Source organism: Schaalia sp. JY-X159, assembly GCF_014525425.1.
In the GTDB taxonomy this organism is placed as follows: Bacteria; Actinomycetota; Actinomycetes; order Actinomycetales; family Actinomycetaceae; genus Scrofimicrobium.
This window is the reverse complement of sequence record NZ_JACEXI010000004.1, coordinates 280,192-298,948: the sequence shown is the minus strand read 5'-3', so window position 1 is coordinate 298,948 and position 18,757 is coordinate 280,192. Positions and strand designations below refer to the sequence as shown.

At 59.3% G+C, this 18,757-nt stretch carries 12 protein-coding genes and 1 other RNA gene; 4 read left to right on the top strand and 9 right to left on the bottom strand.

Annotated features, from left to right (window positions below):
* Window positions 1–42 precede the first annotated feature (42 nt).
* From ppgK to rnpB, 3 genes are all read left to right on the top strand, one after another.
* Entirely contained in the window at window positions 43–822 is a 780-nt protein-coding gene (gene ppgK, locus IDL90_RS08825) for a polyphosphate--glucose phosphotransferase (RefSeq protein ID WP_187995184.1), read from the top strand.
* 6 nt (window positions 823–828) lie between these two features.
* A complete protein-coding gene (locus IDL90_RS08820; protein WP_187995182.1) occupies window positions 829–1,797 on the top strand; it encodes a nucleoside hydrolase in 969 nt (322 codons plus the stop codon).
* Window positions 1,798–1,994: 197 nt separating this feature from the next.
* Window positions 1,995–2,381: RNase P RNA component class A (gene rnpB / locus IDL90_RS08815), an RNA gene on the top strand.
* A 111-nt stretch (window positions 2,382–2,492) separates the two neighbouring features.
* On the opposite strand, the gene IDL90_RS08810 is transcribed toward rnpB, so the two are convergent.
* The 4 genes from IDL90_RS08810 to IDL90_RS08795 form a co-directional block, all read right to left on the bottom strand.
* Entirely contained in the window at window positions 2,493–3,218 is a 726-nt protein-coding gene (locus tag IDL90_RS08810) for a hypothetical protein (protein WP_187995180.1), read from the bottom strand.
* Window positions 3,215–4,084: a Nif3-like dinuclear metal center hexameric protein gene (locus IDL90_RS08805; RefSeq protein ID WP_187995178.1), complete on the bottom strand. Its 870-nt coding sequence runs from the start codon at window positions 4,082–4,084 to the stop codon at window positions 3,215–3,217. The genes IDL90_RS08810 and IDL90_RS08805 overlap by 4 nt, the downstream gene beginning before the upstream one ends.
* Window positions 4,085–4,172: 88 nt before the next feature.
* Entirely contained in the window at window positions 4,173–6,071 is a 1,899-nt protein-coding gene (locus IDL90_RS08800; protein ID WP_187995176.1) for a chorismate-binding protein, read from the bottom strand.
* 210 nt (window positions 6,072–6,281) lie between these two features.
* Window positions 6,282–7,346 (bottom strand): zinc-binding alcohol dehydrogenase family protein, encoded by a 1,065-nt coding sequence (locus tag IDL90_RS08795; RefSeq protein WP_187995174.1) that lies wholly within the window; start codon window positions 7,344–7,346, stop codon window positions 6,282–6,284.
* Window positions 7,347–7,519: 173 nt separating this feature from the next.
* On the opposite strand from IDL90_RS08795, the gene IDL90_RS08790 reads away from it, so the two are divergent.
* Entirely contained in the window at window positions 7,520–8,302 is a 783-nt protein-coding gene (locus IDL90_RS08790; protein ID WP_187995172.1) for a DNA-3-methyladenine glycosylase I, read from the top strand.
* Here IDL90_RS08790 and IDL90_RS08785 read toward each other — a convergent pair.
* The 5 genes from IDL90_RS08785 to IDL90_RS08765 all read right to left on the bottom strand — a co-directional run bounded on the left by IDL90_RS08785 (window position 8,201) and on the right by IDL90_RS08765 (window position 18,515).
* A complete protein-coding gene (locus tag IDL90_RS08785) occupies window positions 8,201–8,992 on the bottom strand; it encodes a DNA-formamidopyrimidine glycosylase family protein (RefSeq protein ID WP_187995170.1) in 792 nt (263 codons plus the stop codon). The two genes, IDL90_RS08790 and IDL90_RS08785, sit on opposite strands and share 102 nt — an antisense overlap.
* A 37-nt stretch (window positions 8,993–9,029) precedes the next feature.
* Complete coding sequence (locus IDL90_RS08780; RefSeq protein ID WP_223175280.1) at window positions 9,030–13,775, bottom strand: DEAD/DEAH box helicase; 4,746 nt, start codon at window positions 13,773–13,775, stop codon at window positions 9,030–9,032.
* A gap of 689 nt (window positions 13,776–14,464) precedes the next feature.
* Window positions 14,465–15,379 carry a sugar ABC transporter permease gene (locus IDL90_RS08775; protein ID WP_187995168.1) on the bottom strand — a complete coding sequence of 305 codons (915 nt, stop codon included), beginning with the start codon at window positions 15,377–15,379 and terminating at the stop codon, window positions 14,465–14,467.
* Between the two features lies 1 nt (window position 15,380).
* Entirely contained in the window at window positions 15,381–17,015 is a 1,635-nt protein-coding gene (locus IDL90_RS08770; protein ID WP_187995166.1) for an ABC transporter permease subunit, read from the bottom strand.
* Between the two features lie 246 nt (window positions 17,016–17,261).
* Window positions 17,262–18,515 (bottom strand): extracellular solute-binding protein, encoded by a 1,254-nt coding sequence (locus IDL90_RS08765; RefSeq protein ID WP_187995164.1) that lies wholly within the window; start codon window positions 18,513–18,515, stop codon window positions 17,262–17,264.
* Window positions 18,516–18,757: the final 242 nt, after the last annotated feature.

The window sequence follows — 18,757 nt, the reverse complement described above, 5'->3', positions numbered from 1 at the left end:
TCGAGTGGCGCCCGACGGTGGGTAGCAAGAGAGGTTGTTGGAATGACACATATCGGCGTTGGAATCGACATTGGTGGATCAGGAGTCAAGGGGGCTCTTGTCGACCTCGAAAAAGGCGAGTTCATTGGGGAACGAATTCGCTATGACACCCCGGAGCACTCAACGCCGCAGTCGGTCGCAAAGATCTGCAAGACCATCATTGATGAGCTCGGCGCCGACCCTGACGTCCCAATTGGCATTACCGTTCCCGCTCCGGTAATCCACGGCGTTATCCCTTTCATCGCCAACCTCGATCAGAGCTGGACCGGCATCAATGCCGACGAACTCTTCCAGGAGGTGACAGGCCACCAAGTCACAGTGCTCAATGATGCAGATGCTGCCGGGGTTGCCGAGTACTACTTTGGTGCCGCCAAAGATGTGAAGGGGACAGTGATCGTCACGACGCTGGGCACTGGGATTGGCTCCGCGCTCTTGTACAACGGAATCCTTGTGCCGAACACCGAACTGGGCCACGTTGAACTTGATGGTCGTGACGCGGAATCACACGCAGCTGCAAGCCAGCGGGTGAAGCAAGAACTCTCTTGGGAAGAATGGATCTCCCGCCTCCAGCGGTACTACAGCCATATCGAAATGCTCTTCTCGCCCGATCTGATGGTTGTGGGTGGCGGAGTTTCTAAGAAACATGCCCAGTTCCTCCCCAAGCTGGATTTGAAGTGCCCAATAGTGCCTGCGGACCTGCGCAATACTGCAGGCATAGTCGGTGCCGCCGTCTACGCCGACCAGCAGGCGCACAACGACGTCCCAACTGCCCCAGCGGTCTAGCCAGCAATGCGCAAGATTATCCTCGACTGTGACCCCGGTCATGATGATGCAATCGCGCTGATGCTCGCTCACGGAAGTCCCGAGATTGAGCTTGTCGCTGTTACGACTGTAGGTGGCAATGCCGTCCTCGAGAAGACGACTAGGAACGCACTGGGCATCATGACCATGGCCGGAATAACAGACGTTCCGGTCGCCGCCGGATGCGTACGACCTCTCATTGGTGAAGGCGAGGATGCGGATGTGCACGGCATCTCCGGGCTTGACGGAGTCGACCTTCCGGAACCTGCCATGGAGCTCGATCCGCGTCACGGCGTCGACCTGATCATTGACACGATTATGGAGGCCGAGCCGAAGACCATCTCGCTGGTTCCCACCGGGCCCCTAACCAATATCGCAATGGCGATTCGCAAAGAACCCCGGATAATTGAACGCGTCAAAGAGGTTGTCCTCATGGGCGGGGGGATGCATGTTGGCAACTGGTCGGCGGTTGCCGAGTTCAACATCAAGATCGATCCCGAGGCTGCTCACATTGTGTTCGACGCACCGTGGGAAGTGACCATGATCGGCCTCGACGTTACTCACCTGGCGCTTGCGACGGATGAGGTGGCCGCAAAAATTGAGGCACTTGGCACCCCACTCAGCCAGTTCGTGCTGGATCTGTTTGCCTTCTTCCGACAGGCATACCACGACGAACAGGGCTTCGAGTTCCCACCCGTTCATGACCCGGTGGCAGTAGCCCGACTGATTGACCCGTCGATTGTCGGCACTGTGCGAGCTCCCATCTCCGTGGAGATACGTGGTGAGCACACGCAAGGCATGACTGTGACCGAACTGCGTCCCGCCCATATACCTGCTGACTGCCACACGCAGGCAGGAGTATCGCTTGATGCCGACCGATTCTGGGATCTAGTGGTGGACGCAATCGACCGCCTTGGACGAGCCCAAGGTGAAGCCGGAGGTCGGGCCTCGGTCTAGACCCCGCCCCCGACCCCTGCATAATCTCTGGACGACGACATAGTCCTGGGCCGGATCTAGGTGCCACAATCACGCTGCCTCTCCAACCCGGAGCCACGTGGTCGCCCTCATTGCCTCGACTACCCCTTACCCTGTGGTAGCCCTCGGCTTACCCTGTGGTAGCCCTCGGCGCGACCACAGGGTAGGGTTTACCTCGGTGAGTTGGCTAGGCGGCCGCGGGAGCCTCACGCAAGTGATGCTGACGAGGAACGTCCGGGCACCTCAGAGCAGGGTGGTGGCTAACGGCCACCCGGGGCAACCCGCGGGACAGTGCCACAGAAAACAAACCGCCGCGCCCTCGTCTAACAGCGGGGTTGCGGTAAGGGTGAAACGGTGCGGTAAGAGCGCACCAGCAGCCAAGGTGACTTGGCTGGCTAGGTAAACCCCACCCGGTGCAAGGTCAAGCAGAAGGTCGGAGCTGCTCGCTCCTTACCTTCGGGTAGACCGCTTGAGGCTTACGGCAACGTAAGTCCTAGATGAATGGTCGCCAGCGTTGCGCTTCGGCGCGGCGCCTACAGAACCCGGCGTATCGGCCAACTCACCACCACGGTTTGCACGCGGTGACAGCGCGCCGGAAGGTCTGGAGCCGCCGGGGTAGGCGGTGCGAAGTGCTGGTGGGGGGACTCGACGCGTCGAGACAGCCGAGCTGTGTGCGGCTAGACCCGCACCACCAAGTACCCCGAATCCTCCGCCTCCCACAGCTCATCCTTGGGAGCGCGGATTAGAGCCGCCAACTCCGCGTGGCTCAACTCCAAGGGAGCGTTCACCAACCGCCCCTCCTCGAAACGCAACACCACCAGAACGCCCAAACGTCCCCGGAGGTGGTCATACTCGTCCAGCACCGAGTCTGGAAGCAATGCGCGAAGCCCCGTTGCCTTCGCCTCAGCCAGCGCGAGTTCAGCAGCTGGCTCCGCAAGGTCCACGGCGAGCTGATCCCTTGTCTTCGCCTCATCCTCACCTAGTGCCCGAACTGCTGCTTCGGTCTTCGCCAGAAACTCCTCATGCTTCTCGTAGTCCTCTTGAAGCTCCAAGACCTCCAGCTCCAACTGATCGCGACGTTCAACGATCTTCTTGATCTCATGCTCCACCGCGCTCATGTCACGGATACCGACTTTGCCCGAGTCAAGCCGCTGCTGCTGAACCAAGCGTCGCTGTTCCACCTTCGCGACCTCAGTCTCAACATCATCAATCTTGCGCTGGCGGTCGCCAAGATTTGCCGACTGCGCAATCACAGATCGATGTAAGTCTCCCGCCCGCCCCGTTAGCTCACGCAATTTTTCGTGCAGTGGGTTCGACTGAATCCGGTGTCCCAGCCTTGAAATCTGCAGGTCTGTTTCCTGCAGTTCCAGCAGTGTCAACTGGTCCTCATGGGTTACTTTCACGCTCGTGTCCCTTCGCTAGGCACCGTGGCAAGGTCCGCAGTGGAACCCGTCGTGGTGAGATGTTCGAACCATGGTTCTGTACAGATTTGGGATACGACAACTTCCAGCTGCTCGCCCTGAGCTGCCGCCCGCTCTTCTAGCGCACCGGCGAGGACGGGAAGCCACGGCCATTCTGTAGCCCAGTGGGACCCACAGATCAGCGCCGGACCGCCGTCCTCCAGGTGCTCCGAGGCGGGATGGTGTCGAAGGTCAGCAGTGACGTAAACATCGGCACCCAGGTCCCCTGCCAACTCAAGGAAGGAATCCCCTGATCCCCCTGAGACAGCCACCGTAGAAACCATGCGGTCTGGATCCCCACCCACCAGAATCCCATTTGGGCCCGCAGGTAGAGCGCCCGCCACGACGATCGCAAAATCCCTCAACCGTATCGGGGAAGAGAGTCTCCCGATGCGGCCCAGACCGATACTGGGGTCATCCGAAGAGGGCACCATCGGCACGGTATCTGCAACTCCGACCAGATCGGCCAGAGCCTGGCCTACTCCGCTAGATGCGACATCCGCATTGGTATGGGCGTTGAGCAGTGCCGTGTTTGTCCTGATCAGACCTGATATGAATCTTCCCTTGGCATCGTCCTCGGACACGAATGAAGTCCCACGCAAGTAAAGGGGATGGTGGGTGATAAGCATCTGCGCCCCGAGCTGAACTGCCTGCTCTGCGACGACCTCGACAGGGTCAATCGCCAAGAGGACGCGGGTAACCGGGGTGGCGCGGGATCCGGCGATCAGCCCGACACGATCCCAAGATTCCGCGGTTGTCGGTGGATACCATTCCAGCATCCACTGCGCTATTGTGCCGACATCTAGCATCTCGCCACGCTTCCACCCTTTTCGCAATAGCCCGCACGCCTGCCGAGTCCGCACTGCTCTGCAAACCTGGCGGCCTCTTTGTCCCAGCCTACCTAAGCGCGCGCTCCACAACTGCCGCCAGTGCATCAAAGCCATCGTACGACAGCACCGACTCAAGATGCCCCTGAACACTAACCACGTGATCTCCGACGAGGGCGTTGACCACGTTTGTCTCCGGATCCGCCTCCACAACGAGGTCGAGGGCGGGAGTCATGCTTCCGTCCTCAGCCACCGCAGCGAATGTGTTGTAGAAGCCGATGAGCCCTTCATTTCCAAGGATTTTCACACGCAACGGCAGGCCCTGGCGCGACTCTGGAAGAACCTCAATGGGAAGCCCAGCCAGAGTTGAGAGAATCTGGTGGGAAAGGCAAACCGCGACCGTCGGCTTGCCTGCTTCGATACGGGACTGAAGTAGCTGCCTCACGCGTGCGACACGCGGGTCGTGAAGATCTGTTGGGTCACCGGGGCCTGGACCAAAAACGACGAGGTCGACGTCCTCTGTGCCGGACACGTCCTTCCAAGAGGCGATGTTGGCATCAAGACCGAGGTGACGAAGCTGGTGGGCAAGCATTTGGTTGAAGTCGTCACCGCAGTCCACAAGTAGGGCAGACCCCGAGAGCGAACCGCGTGACGTCTGCGCGTCCCTCCAGAACGGGGCCAAGTCGCGGTTGCGGTCGGCGAGCGCGGCCTGAACCTGCGGCAAATCCACCATGTGGGCCGTGGGAGATGATGACTGCGGCGCGGACGGGGTTGCTGTGCGCTCCGCCCTCGGCAAAAGTCCCAATGCCGTGAGCATTCCGCTGGCCTTGGCGCGAGTCTCATGCGCTTCGCTGAGCGGATCCGAATGACGTACCAGAGTGGCGCCAGCGGATAGGGTGATGTCGCCGGCCTCATCAATAAACGCAGTTCGCAACAGTATTGGGGCGTCCAGGCGGTATCCCGTTGGCGAGGACTCAAACAGCGCGAGGACGCCCGAATAGTACCCACGCGGGCTGGTCTCGTGGCGGGCAATCACCCGGCACGCACTCTCCATGGGCGACCCAATCACCGTTGGCGCAAACATGGTGGACTTCAGGATCTCACGGGGATCCAGGTCCGACCTTCCCTCAAGGAGGTACTCGGTGTGGGTGAGGCGCGTCATCGGCTTCAGGTAGGGGCCGCGCATGACACCGCCGTCCGGGCAGACTGCCGACATCATCTTCAGCTCTTCGTCGACGACCATGACCAGCTCCTCAGACTCCTTACGGTTCCCGAGGAACTCCAGCAGGGCTTCCACAGTCGGCACGTCTGGCTGGTGGCGGTATGTCCCCGAAATGGGGTTCATGAGGACGGTTCCGTCCTCGGCTGAGACGTGGCGTTCGGGGGACGCTCCCGCACACGCAACCCCACCCCCGACCCAGGCGAAAGTCCAGTAGGACCCCGCTTCGAAACTGAGAAGCGCGTGCAACCACGACATCACTGCTTCGCGCGCCGGAGCGTCAGTATGTGCCCGGTAGTCACGGCGAATTACGAAGTTTGCGCCCTCCCCCCGACCGATCTCATCTGCGATTATCCGCCCGACCTCATCCGCGTACTCCTCATCGGAGACCGCGAACCCAATGTCTTCTGTCGGTGGCGGTGACGACGGAATGGCCCCCAACAGGGCCTCAAGGGGAACTTCCCAACGGGATGTGACCTGCAAGTAGAGCAGCGCCTCCTCACCCGCAAGCGCCTCCCAGCCTCTCTCCCGGATCTGGTGGAAGGGAATCAGCGCAAGGACGTCGCCGCCCTCCAAAGGAATGTCCGCGAGAAGCTCTGCGCTTCCCACCGCGCCGGTAAGCACCATGGCGACATCGTCATCCTGGCGGCGAATAATTGCCACCGGCTTATCCGAGGTCGGATCCAGCAGTTCTGTAACTGCACTAGGCAGGGCAGACGTCGTTTCGTCAGTCGTAGTGGTCGCTTCCATGGGGGGCGTCCTTCCTTCCGGGTTAAACCTGGTTTCCCGGGTTCGCCGCCCTCAGATTGCATAGCCTGCCTCTCTTGGGCGGCCGTCAACAACTGGCGACCGTTTAGGTCAACCACCAGTCATTGCTTAGCATCTTCATCACGGAACGACTCTAGCCCAGCCGCTCGCTGCCCGGACGTGTGTCTCACAAACCGGGGCTGCCAGCCTTGGTCACTCTACTTTGAAGCCACGCGGGAGCAATCCGCTTTCTGGCACATCGTCGCGAACGAGGACGATCTTGCCCGCTGTGTGGCCAAGCTCGAGGCGCCTGTGAGCCTCGCGAAGATTTGCAACGGTTACCCCCTGGAAAACCTGCGTCATGGTCGGGCGGATCTTGCGCGCCTCGACCAGGTCGGCGACAGCATCTAGGACTCGGTGCTGATTGGTGATGTCGAGGGCGCCATGCACAGCTCGCGCGAACACGTTCTCCCAGTGCCAGGTTAGGGCCTTTGGTTTCAGGACTTGGAAGTCGTCCTCGGGTGCTGAGTCGATCGCAACAATCTGACCGAAGGGATTCATGACTCGCGCTAGGAGAGGAAGAATCCCGGCCGAGTGCGTGGAGAACACGTAGTCAACACCGGCTGGCGCTGCGCGGCGAATCTCCTCTTCGAGGTTCTCAGACGAGTGGTTCACAACGGTGTGCGCTCCAAGTTCCTTCACCCATCGTCTAGTCTCCGAGCGAGAAGCCGAAGCAATGACCCGCACATCCGTGAGTGCGTGGGCCAGTTGAATAACCATGGAACCAACCCCACCCCCACCCCCGAGAACGAGCAGTGTGCCCGCAGAAGCCGAGTTCAGTCGAAGTTTGTCGAAGAGGCCCTCCCAGGCAGTCAAGGCGGTGAGCGGAAGTGCAGCGGCCTCGGCAAATGACACATTCTTTGGCTTGTGCCCGACGATTCGCTCATCAACGACCTGCAGGTTCGTGTTGGCTCCAGAACGGTCTATTTGGCCGGCATAGTACACGTGGTCACCAACGCCAAACAGGCGAGTAGTTGCCCCCACGGCGGTCACAACTCCGGCCGCATCGAAGCCGAGGACGCCACTTTCGGGTCCGGTGCTCTCACCGCGGCGAATTCGACAATCTATGGGGTTCACGGATACAGAACGTACCTGGACAAGGATGTCCCGCCCGCGAGGGGTGGGCAGTGCAAGCCCCTCCCGAACCGCAAAAACTCCCGAAGAATGGGGGCTCCCAGTCTTCAGCATGGCAATCGAGGTGAGCTGTTCGGTTGTCATCTGCCCTCACTTCCACAGAGTCGTGTTCTCGGCGATATCCACAGTAGCTTTTCTTGGGCGAGCGGGGTAGAACCCTCACCGGCGAAGCTACGGGTATCCGGTGATGGGGCCATCCCGCGGTAGTGGAGAGGTCTCAGGGAAGAAGAGAACATGTGGCAAAGGGGGACAGTTTCGTGGAGCAACAAGTAGGTGGGATCCTTAGGCTAAAGGCCTCCGGCTCGGCAGTCCTCGGGCGGATCGATCAGGGGGAAATCAGCGCGAGCCAGAGTCGGCAGAGCGATGTTGTGGTTGGTGAGGACGGGTTGGTGCGTCCACGGTGGGCAATGCGTACTGAAGCAATGACGCGGTACTACGACGACGAGTGGGGCGTGCCTAAGTGGGAAGATGCCCAGGTCTTCCGTATCCTTTCCCTGCTAATCCTTCAGGCTGGGCTATTCTGGGGATCCACGCTGGGACGTGCTGATGCACTGGCTGACCTTATGTGCGGCCTTGATCCGGTAGAAGTAGCACGCCTTTCGGGTGCGGAAGTTGATGCACTTGTAGTAAACCCACAGATAATCCGCAACGGTCGGAAGCTACGGGCAATTGTGAACAATGCCCAGGTTCTTCAGGACTGGGATGTCGGACTTGCAGAGTTGGTGTGGAGCTTTCAGCCAACCGATACTCCCCGACCAATGAATCAAGATGAAGTGCCACTTGAGTCACCTGAATCAGCGGCATTGGCGCGGGCGCTGAAGGCTAGAGGCTTCGTGTTTGTTGGCCCCCGGATCTGCTACTCCCTGTTTCAGTGCATTGGGGTCGTCGACACCAATCTGGTGGGAACCCACCGCCGTGGAGCCTCCGGGCTCTGGGCTTCAGATGGCACGAGGCTGGCAGACAGGGCACCAGTAGACGTGCCGGCCCCTGCTGGGGTCCGCCCCGAGTCGGGTGAAGAGGACGGTTTCTCCGCAGCGTGAGCAAGGACGCCCAGCCTTGCCATAGATGTGTAGGCGTCCGCCCGGACGGGTGTTGCCAGTTGTCGTGCGTTCTACCCTGTTACGGTTGGCGCGAATCAGGCGAGCTCCGAGCTTCATGAAACCCAAAGCATCGACGTCGCAAGAAGGTGTGGCAGGGTCGACCCCCATGAGGAAGCAGATCTCATTGGCGTACTCGTTCCCAAAGCCAGCGACGTTGGTCTGATCAAGCAGTGCGACGTGGATGGGGCGGTCATCTGCTGCGATGTTTGCTGCCGCAAGCGCGCACCCTCCGCTCTCCCACTCGCGCTTGAGTGGGTCGGGCCCCAGGTGCCCAATCACAGAGGGTTCGTCCGCCGTGCGCAGGAGGCGGATTTGAGCGACTCTGAAACCCACCGTCTGCGCGGAGTCAGTTGCGAGGACAATGCGTGCTTGGTGGGCTGGGCGCCGCCACCTTGCTCCTGGACGGTAAATGTGCCACGTCCCGTCCATAAACATATGTGAGTGCAGGGACCAGGGTCCAATGCGAATGAAGATGTGTTTTCCAAAGGGTTCCACAGACTCCACAGTCTCACCAGTTAGGTCTGCGGTCGCCAAGGCAGTCGTTCGCAGTTCAAACTGTGTTAGAGGCCCTCCCTGTAGCGCTCTACCCAACTGGGTGGCAACCCGATACGCGCTGTCGCCCTCTGGCATACCTCATCGCCCTCCTGTCTGTAGTGAACCCGGCGTCCTAGTGGATTCTGCGCCGCAAAGTGACACCGCGAGGTACCTCAGCGAAACCTGCATTCGCCAGATCCTGCAGCCATTCACTCTGCCGGACCGGCTTCCCATTCACCTTCTCGATGGTAAAGGTAGCCAAATCACCCCGTCGTACAGTCCTAACAAGTTCCTTTGCTCCCACTTCTCGTACCAAATCGGGTGCAGAGGGATCCGATAGAGCTGTCCTCCCGCCCCGCTCTAGGTAGAACACGGGTTTCCCGTCAACCATCACCACTATGGCGCCGGGGTTACGCTTCGGGTCGCCACCTTCACCCAGCACCTCGGGCCACTCTAGCGCTGCGCCATACGGATTCGCGGGGTCCGTCGCCGCTAGCGCCACCGCGACATGGTGACGTGACTCCAGACGAAGGTCGTCGTCGGTGGCACGCAGCTGATCGACCGCGCCTGTTGCAGCAAACTGAGCTCCGCCAAGCCCCTGCACGAAGTAGCCTCGCCTTGCGGTACCCGCCATCTCAAAGTCGGAGTAGAGCCGGTAAGCCTGAGCAAAACCACCGGGGAACTGCTCCGCCCTGACGGCACCCCTTGTGACAATGCCGTACCTTTCCAGCATCTCCACCGCCCAGGAAGTTGCAGCACCATCGGTCGTTTCGCCTAGGCCTTGCTCTTCGGTCAGTGACCATCTTCCGCTCAAGGAGGGTTCGATCGGGCCAGCATTCCCACCGCGTTGCCCCGCGGAGCCACTCCTAGCTCGGGAGAGTCCCACAAGGTTGCGCCTTGTCAAAGCCCTGCCACGAGGGCGGACTCTCTGCGTCTTCTGCACGCCTCGCCCTCCCCTGCTACGTGCCCGCAACGCCGCAACCGAATCAGAAGTCACCAGTCCTTCCCAAACCAGTGACCAAATGGCATCGGCAAGTTCGGCAGCCGCGGTGCTAAGGCCCCTGCCGCCCAACCCGTCAAGCAGTGCACCGGCAAACAGTGCACCTCGAGAGGCAAGCTCATCGAGGATCGCCTGCTCCAACTCCGTTCGGTGTGAATCTTCGGCCGGGGTGTGGCGAACCTGTGCACCTGCGGCAAAGAACCTCACCCACCCGTCCCTCGCACCTATGGCTCCGCTGCCCACCCACCGAATCTCACCGTTGGTGACAAGCTCATCGAGCATAGAAGGTTCGTAGTCAGCCACCCGTGCCGGCAACACCAGCGTCTCCCAAGTCGACGCTGGCATTTCAACCCCATTTAGTTGCTCAAGCGCCGTATACACCCCGTCAACTCCATTCAGTCGCTGTCCGCAGTACTGCCATTTGGTGAGAAAGCAGGCGAATGTTGAAGTGGAAACTGGCTCTACCGAACCGCGGAGTATGGCAAGAGATCGGCTCCGTATCCTTTCAAGAACAGACCTGGCCAACCACTGAACATCACCGGGCGCCACAGCCCGGGCATCCGCCAACTCTTCGGGCAGGAAGAGGCCAGAGTCCACCACACCTCGGTCCTCCAACTCCCGCAGAGCCGTCAGTACCGTCACCGGAGAAATACCGAAGCGCTGAGCAATGTCCAAGGCGCGCAGTGGCCCATTTGAGGCCATGTGACGTGCTATCAACTGCTGAACGGGACTATCCGGCACCTCCATGAAGGCCGCTGGGACCCCGGGTGGAGCAACCGCCCCACATGAGGCGGTGAGAAGCCCCGCATCCTCAATGGCAGCCAGGTAGCTGGTGGCTGCCATCCGAGTCTCAAACAGCTTCCTTCCCGCGATTGCCGAGGCAATTAGGTCGTCAATCGACCTCGAATCGCGGTCCGATGGCCCAAGCCGGACCCCAACCTCCTCTACGGTTAAGGGTCCAAGAGCACGCAGCAGGTCCACTAACCCGTCCTCACCACGTGCCTGCCAGCCATCCTTGGTGCGTTGCAGCTCAGCCTCAACTTCTGTAACCGCATCCACCTCAAACAGCTCAGCGAGCGGCACGTCTCCCAGCAGTTCGCGCAGGACCTTTGGGTCCACACTGAGCGCCGCAAGCCGACGCTCACCAATCGGTGTGTCCCCCTGATACATGAACTCACCGACGTAACCGAACAGAAGGGAGCGGGCAAAAGGCGACGGAGTCTCCGTCTCTACTTCCACGATGGTGGTCACCCGCTGGGTGATGTCGACCATCGTCTGCGTTAGCGCCCCGACATCGTAAACGTCTTGGAGTACTTCACGCATTGCCTCAAGAATGATGGGAAAATCCTGGTGCTTTGCGGCAACTTCAAGCAGCGATGAGGCCCGCAGCCGTTGCTGCCACAGCGGTGAGCGCTTCCCGGGTTTGGAACTTCCGAGGATCAGTGCGCGAGAAGCCGCTTCACGGAAGCGTGAAGCAAATATCGCGGAGTTCTCCACTTCCCTTTGAACAGTTTGGGCGATCTCTTCAGGGTCGAACAGGAAAACTCCCGCAGCTGTCAGCATGCTGGTGTCATCCGTGCTCGAACGGGCACCGGCTTCAGACACTGAAGCGGGGAGCCAGTCCGGGCCGTCAAGTTCATCCTTATCTGGCATACGGACGATGATCCCGTCATTGCTGGGAACCGCCTTCCCTTCAAGGCCCCACTGGTCGCGCAGACGGGCATTGATCGCAAGTGCCCATGGGGCATGGACGGCCAACCCCAGAGGAGACTCCAGTATCAGAAGCCAGTCGCCAACATCGTCATGAGTTCGCTCCACTACGAAGGTTGTGGAACCAGGCAGGTATCCCGTTGCCTGCTTCTGCTCTGCCAAGTAAGCAAGCGTGTTTGCCGTCGCGAACCCGTCAAATCCAGCGTCTGCCAATGCGGAAGCCACATCGGTCTCATCCCTGCCGCTACGCGAGAAGCGTGCGGCCAACTCCCCCAGGGCAATCCCCACCTCTACGGGCCGAACCGGCGAATCACCGCGCCAAAAGGGCATCTTCGCAACGACACCAAATGCGGGTTCGACCTCGACGGTATCCTTGGTTATCTGGCGGACCCTCCACGGCGTTGTTCCCAGCGTAAAGACCTCGCCAATCCGAGTTTCGTAGACCATTTCTTCATCAAGCTCACCAACGCGCGTTCCACCCGCATCGGCTGATCCGGCAACGACACGGTAAAGCCCGCGGTCAGGTATCGTGCCTCCATTAGTGACCGCCAGCCGCTGCGCACCGGGTCGCGCCGTCAGGGTGTTCGAGGTGCGGTCCCAGTCAACACGTGCTCTAAGAGATGCAAACTCGGTCGACGGATACCGTCCAGAAACCAGGTCGAGGACGGAAACGTAGGCGGATCTGGGCAGGTTCGCAAAGGGTGCGGAGCGACGCACTGCGGTAAACCAGTCATCCACATTCAGGGTTCCACCCACTGCCTGAGCAACTGTCTGCTGGGCTAGCACGTCGAGTGGATTAGAGAGCACCTTTAGGGTCTCTATCTCCCCACCCATCATGCGTTGAGCAATGACGGCGGTCTCTAGCAACTTCGACCGGTGGGTCGGGTAGAACACTGCGCGTGACGCACCCCCAACCTGGTGGCCCGAACGCCCCATTCGTTGCAGCCCGGCAGAAACGGAAGGCGGTGGATCAATCTGCACGACCAAATCGACCTCGCCCATATCAATGCCTAGTTCGAGGGAGGCGGTGGCGACCACACATCGCAGTGCTCCAGACTTCAGGTCCTCTTCAACCTGGGCCCGAGTCTCCTTTGAAACGGACCCGTGGTGTGCGCGAGCAAGGACGGGCTGATCGTCCCCATGGATCTGATTGAGACGCGCGGTCAGTCGTTCTGCCAGTCGCCGGGAGTTCGTGAAAACGATGGTAGATGAAGCCGCAATGATGCGCTGATAGAGGGAGTTCTCAATAGCCGGCCACATCGAGCCCAGACGATGCTCATCCGGGGAGCTGTTGGCATTAGTCATTTCTGCTTGGATAACCGGAGGGTTAGTCATGTCCTCCACTGGCACTTCCACGGCTATGTCAAACCGCTTCTCGGTTGGGGGACGCACCACCGTCACAGGGGCAGTCCCGCCCAGAAACCGCGCAACCTCAGATGCGGGTTCGACGGTGGCTGACAAGCCTATCCGTTGTGCGGGCTGAGGAAGCAGTGAATCGAGGCGCTCTAATGACAGGGCAAGGTGAGCGCCCCTCTTGTTCCCGGCGAGGGCGTGAACCTCATCAACTATGACGGTGTCCACGGACCTGAGCGTTGCGGCGGTCTTACCTGTCAACATCAGGTAGAGGGACTCCGGCGTGGTGATGAGAATGTCGGGTGGGTGGGAGGCTAGTCTGCGACGCTCCGAAGATGTCGTGTCACCTGAGCGCACGCCGACGGATATGTCTGGAGCTACGTCACCTGCTGCAATACATGCCTCAGTGATGCCAACGAGGGGCGCGCGCAGATTTCGTTCAACGTCGACACCCAGCGCCTTGAGCGGAGATATATACAAGACCCTCACGCCCTCGGAAGGCTCATCATGCCGAGGCTTCGACACAGGGTCGGCGGCAGGTCCAGGCCGCGGGACCTTTGCACCTTTCTCCCGAGCCAGGCGATCGATCGCCCAAAGGAAAGCGGCCAGGGTCTTTCCAGATCCGGTCGGCGCAATCACGAGGGCGTTCGCGCCGCTACGAATCGCCTCCCAGGCTTCGATCTGCGCGGATGTTGGAGCCCTGAACGCACCCTGGAACCACGCCTGTACAGGCGCAGAGAACCCCTCCATTGTGGAGCCCTTCCCCGCACCTGTTGCGCCTGTTGCTCCCGCGTGTCCGCCCATCTCAATCTCCATAGTCGAACTGTAGCTTCGACCTCCGACAAAACGGGAAGTGTTGCCTTTGGGCTGATCCTGGCTGGGTTGTCCTCTCCGACCAGTAACACGAGACCAACCTCCCCAGCACCGGCCCCCTGGACCGACCGCCCTGGGACAGACCCAGCTGTTACGCAGCTACTTAGGACATACCGAGCCGGATAGGCCCAGTTTGGCCCTGCATTACACCGTTATGCAAGCCTAGCCAGCTCCCTATGGCGTAACCAGCTCGCTAACGACGCCAGGATGTGGTGCGGAAGCGCCCGAACAACGGGAAGTGGCCGGGCAATCACGGCACAAGCACCAGACAACGGAAGAAACGGCAGACAACGGAGAGAACCGGCAGACAACGGAAGAAACGGCCGGGAAATCGCGGCAGAGGAACCCGACAACGGGAGAACGGACCGGCAACGGGAAGCAGGCCAACCACGACGCACCAAGCACCGAGCGCAGTAACCATGGTGCCGCAGTTCAGATTGTGCGCACGCCTTGGAGCCACTGCGCTGCAGGCGCGGAAAAGCCGACGACTTGTGCGGCGAAACGTGGTACGCCTTCCCCACTGCGCTGCAGGCGCAGAGAAGCCTCGCAGGCACAGAAAAACGCTGCAGGCGCAGAAAAGCCCTCCATTCCGGAGGGCTTTTCCACACCTGTGGCGGTAATCGCTTCTAGGCCTATCCCTTCACTGCGCCAGCGGTCAAACCGCCAACAATGTACTTCTGCAAGAACAGGAACAGCGTAAGAACAGGAATGGTCGCAATGATTGCTCCAGCTGCAAACTGACCCCAGTTAGCATCCAAACGGCTAGCGACCCAGGAATACAGCCCGATAGCAACCGTCCAGTTCTGCTCCTGTTGCAGGATGACGCGCGCAATAACGAACTCTCCAAAAGTGGAGATGAACGAAAGCAGGGCCACCACCGACAGAATCGGCGCACACAGGCGCAGAATGATCTGCCAGTAGATCTGCCCGTGAGATAGCCCGTCAATCTTCGCTGCCTCATCCAACTCTTTTGGAATCGTGTTGAAGAACCCATAGAGCAGGAAGGTGTTAACACCCAGTGCCCCACCGAGGTAAACCGCAATTAGGGCGAGAGTGGAGTTCACACCCAGGAACGGAACCACGTCACCCAGACTCAAAAGCAACAGGAAGATGGCAACGAATGCCAGCATCTGCGGAAACATCTGGATGATAAGTAGTGCCGTGAGGCCAAAACGACGTCCTGTGAAGCGGAATCTTGAGAACGCGTACGCTGCGGCCGCGGCCATTAGCACGGTACCAACCGACACCGAAATCGCAATGACTAGTGAGTTCCCCATCCAATGCCAGAACATGGTGGATGACAGATTCTGGTAGTTGGAGAAATCTATCGTTTGGAACAGCTGATTCGATCCTGTCAGCGTACCCCCGGGGTTGAGGGAAGCCGAGAGGATGTAGACGATGGGCACCAGCGCGTAGATCACGATAATTACGCCCACCAGGTGGCGCCAGCCGTATTCCCGAACCCAGTGACCTAAGGAGTGCTTGTTCTGCACAGGTTGGTCATCTGCGTCCAGTTTGGGAGTCTCTATGGTTGCTTTTGTAGCCATTTCACATCATCTCCTCAAGCTTGCGCGTCTGGCGGAAGGCAATCGCAGAAATCGTACCGACGATCACGAAGATCAGGATCGAGAGTGCTGAGGCAAGTCCGAAGTCCTTTGTTGCCCCGCCATCGATACCCGACATCTTGTAGACCATCGTGATCAAAATGTCCGTGTGCCCAAGGGGGACCGATGGATTGCCGAAGGATGGCCCACCCCCCGTCAACATGTAGATCAACGTGAAGTTATTGAAGTTGAATGCGAAGGACGAGATAAGCAAAGGAGCCGTCGCGATCAAAACCAGCGGCATCTTGATCGAACGCCACTGCCGCCAGGCACTGGCCCCATCAATCTTTGCGGCCTCAGTGACATCCTCTGGCACCGACTGCAATGCGCCCGTGGCGATCAAGAACATGTAGGGGAAACCGAGCCACAGGTTGACGAACAGAATGGCAAACTTGGCGAGCCAAGGATCCTGCAGCCAGGGTATCTGTGCGCCGCCCAGGAGTACCTGGTTGATGAAGCCATACGATCTGTTGAACATGCCGGCAAAGATCAGGGCCGATATGAACCCTGGAATTGCGTAGGGCAAGATCATCAGGGTCCTATAGATCTTCTGACCCCGGATCTTCTTATCGAACGTGATAGCAAGGAAGAGTCCCAGCAGGAAGGTCAGTGCCACAGAAAGGAGTGACTGGGCGAAGGTCCACCACAGAACCTGGTAGAAGTACCCGGAGAACTTCGAGTCGCCGAAGGCCTTCGTGTAGTTCTCAAAGCCGATGCCCACGCGCCATCCGACGGAGAGTGTCTGACCATCAGAGGACTCGAACTGGCCGCGTCCGTTGTCCGTGTAGACGACCCCCGTGTCAATATTCGTCATCGTGCCAGCATCTGGATCCCATTCCAAAGAGGACCGTGCAACGTAGCCTGTTGAACCGTCTGAGGTTCTGATCGCCCCCTCATTGACGTCATCACTGACCGGGACTCGCACAGAGAAGACTTCCTGCTGCTGCTGCACCATCTGATTCATGGTAAGGATCTCCCACCCGGGAACCTCAGTTATCTGCCCATCCGATGCGACAGCATTAGGTTCGACATGGAGGGGGTTGTCCGGTGTTCCGATCAAGACCTCTCCGTCCTCATAGACGGCGAAGCCCAACTCTCCACCATCCTGAATGACCTTCAGCGGGTATGTCGCCGAATCCGGAACTCTGTTCTCATTCTGCATAAGTAGGGCCGAAATGGCGGCGCTCTTGGTGGAGTTGTGGCCATCACCGTAGTTCGTGAATGACACATACACGGTGTAGAAGATCGTGTAGATCTGGAACACCAATAAGAATGCGAGGCCGGGCAGAATGTACTTCAGCGGGATTGTTCGACCGGAAAAATAGACCCAGTCGGCGAAAAGCACGAGGGCCAGCATTGCGGCAAAAATACCCCATGAATCCTTTGTGAAACTCACAAAGATCACGTAAGCGCCAAAGGCGTTTACAAGCGCCATCAGGATCAGCTTCACTACAAAGCCCGGACCCCAACGGTTTACATCTGGATCTTTAGGTGGAAGGCGAAAACGGCTCTTCTTGGCATCGCGGACTTCGTCCAGTTCCAATGCAGCCGCCGCCTCCGACGTTGGGACAGTGCCCATAGTTCCTCCATAATTCAGCGTCTTTACTGAATACTCATGGCTCAGGTCCGGCAAAGCTGGCACTGACCAAGTTGTAGATTACAAGATAATGATAGTCGCAAAGGGTTCGTCGGGCCCGATGAACACTAGGGACGCGCCTTGTTCGGTGGCCCATGAGTGAGGCGCGAAGGGTTTCTCCTCCGCGCCTCACATTCAGGCCTCAAGTCTGCAGGTCACACCGAGTCCCGAGCAGACCAATGAGTGTAATTAGCCGATCTCAGCCTGGATGTCGGTGATCATCTTCGCCCATGCCTCTGCTGGATCAACTGAGCCAGCAATGATCTGAGCTTCGGTACGGCCCCAAGGGGTCCACACCGCAGCCATTTCAGGAATGGAAGGCATTGGCTGTGCGTCGGCACCAGCCGCGATAAAGCCAGCGGTGATTGGGTCTTCAGCAGCAACCTCAGCGGCAGCCTTCAGGGCCGGAGGACGGCCACCGGCCTCGTACATGGCAAGCTGCGCCTCTTCAGTGGACAGGTAGTTCACCATGAAGTCGGTAGCAATAAGCGGGTTCTTCGACTGAGCGGAGAGGTAGAAGCCCTGCACACCAGCGAACGGTGCGGCAGCCTCGCCACCGGCAGAAGGAACGGGGTCAACCGACAGCTCGACGTCACCGAAGGAATCAAGCATCCATGGGCCACCGATCAGGAACGGGGACTCGCCCTTGGCAAATGCATCAACAACGATGTCGTATGTGCGGTCCTGGTTGAAGACATCGGTTCCCTTGGGGCCGTTGTCTGCAAGGAACTGTGCGAACTCGTCGCCACCAGTTGCAAGGTTCAGCTCATTTGTAAAGGATCCGTCATCGTTCTGCTTGAACACGGTTGATCCGAAGGAGCTCTGCAGTGGGTAGAAGGTGTAGGGGTCGCCCTCTTCACCATTCATCTGCACGAGGAACTTGTACTTGGTGCCAGCAGCATCTGCGGCAGCCATTGCATCTTCCCAGGTTGCGGGTGCTTCAGGAGCGAGAGCAACGTTGCGGATCAGAGCGATGTTCTCAATGGCGTACGGCAGGCCATAGAGTGAGCCGTCGAAGGTGAATGCAGAGATGGACGCATCCTCGAATTCGCCAGCCTTATCACCGAGTTCGATCGGTGCTACGACGCCGTTAGCGGTTAGTTCACCCAACCAGTCATGTGCGCCGACGGTGATGTCCGGACCCTTGCCTGTAGGCACCTGGGCGGTGAAGTCTGCCCGGATCTCATCAAAGTTCTTGAGAACAAGGTTGACCTTGGTCCCTGTTGTTTCAGTGAACTGCTCAGCAGCAGCCGTAACGGCTGCTTCACGGGTCTCATCTACCCAGACGGTCAGTTCGCCTTCTGTGGCTTCGACAGCGCCAGCATCGCCGCTCTGATCGGTCGACTCGGGTTCGGTAGTGGTGCCACCGGAGGAGCAGCCACCCAGCACAAGTGCAAGTGCCGCCGCGGTTGCGGCGCCGCCGGTAAATACGGATTTACGCATTAATACTACTTTCAGATAGTTGTTTGTAGTCGTCCGAGGCCGCGCCGCACGCACCAATAGAGGACGAGGGCTCGGCTGGCGACTTCGCTAACACACCTAAAGTAGTAGACTTTCAGGCGATCCGCCGGTTGGACTTGTCAATTCTGCTACTTCGTAACCAAAACGAAACTTACGCGTTGTTGGGGGTTTTTTGGGGGTGCTCCCCCATGGCGCCCAGAGGCCGTTCCCGGCTAGGCTGCATA